The sequence below is a fragment of the Bradyrhizobium sp. SHOUNA76 genome (assembly GCF_023006445.1).
Classification (GTDB): Bacteria; Pseudomonadota; Alphaproteobacteria; order Rhizobiales; family Xanthobacteraceae; genus Bradyrhizobium.
On sequence record NZ_JALBHA010001049.1, the window covers coordinates 1 to 693 of the forward strand.

At 65.4% G+C, this 693-nt stretch carries 2 protein-coding genes; one reads left to right on the plus strand and one right to left on the minus strand.

Annotation, left to right across the window (positions count from 1 at the left end):
• Nucleotides 1-171, minus strand: a 171-nt coding sequence (locus MOV74_RS39625; RefSeq protein ID WP_404979243.1) for a citrate/2-methylcitrate synthase, incomplete at its 3' end; no start/stop codon positions are given.
• 77 nt (nt 172-248) lie between these two features.
• Here MOV74_RS39625 and MOV74_RS39630 point away from each other — a divergent pair.
• On the plus strand, nt 249-693 hold a 445-nt coding region (locus tag MOV74_RS39630; RefSeq protein WP_246933052.1), incomplete at its 3' end, for a citrate synthase.

Below are 693 nucleotides of genomic sequence, written 5' to 3' on the forward strand. Positions count from 1 at the left end.
GTTCCAGAGCCGGGCGGTGACGCCCTCGAAGCTCGACTGGCTCGCCAGCCGGCCCACATGCTCCCCGGCAATGATCAGCTCGCCGCGCTCGCCGTCGACATGGCTCAGCACGGTCTCGGCCGCGGGAACGCCGTCCAGCCCGATCTGGCTTTTGGTGAGGTGGATGTTCATGGCCCAATCTCCTGTTCACGGAGGAGACAAGGTCAGGCCTCTCGACACATTGATCAATCTTGATTACATAAATCAATATGAAAAATCCTGAGGGTCTCTATCTCTCCGCCCGGGAGGCAGCAGCCGAGCTCGCGATCTCGCCGGCCACGCTCTACGCCTATGTCAGCCGCGGCCTGATCCGCTCCGAGCCGACGCCGGATTCGCGGAAGAACCGCTATCGTGCCGAGGACGTCCGCGCGCTCAAGGAGCGCCGCGTGCCGTCCCCGGAGCCGCGGGGCTTACGCAGCTTCGACGCCGATCTGCCGGTCATGGACACGGAGATCTCGACCATCACCGAGGAGGGCGCGATCTATCGCGGCGTCAACTGCGTCGATCTTTCCGAGACCGGCACGCTGGAGCACGCGGCGACGCTGCTTTGGGATGTCTCCGACGTCGATCCTTTTGCACCGGACAATCAGCCCGCGCTCTCGGAGGAGATGCGCACGATCGGGCAGGCCGCGCGCCGGGCGGCGCCGATCGACC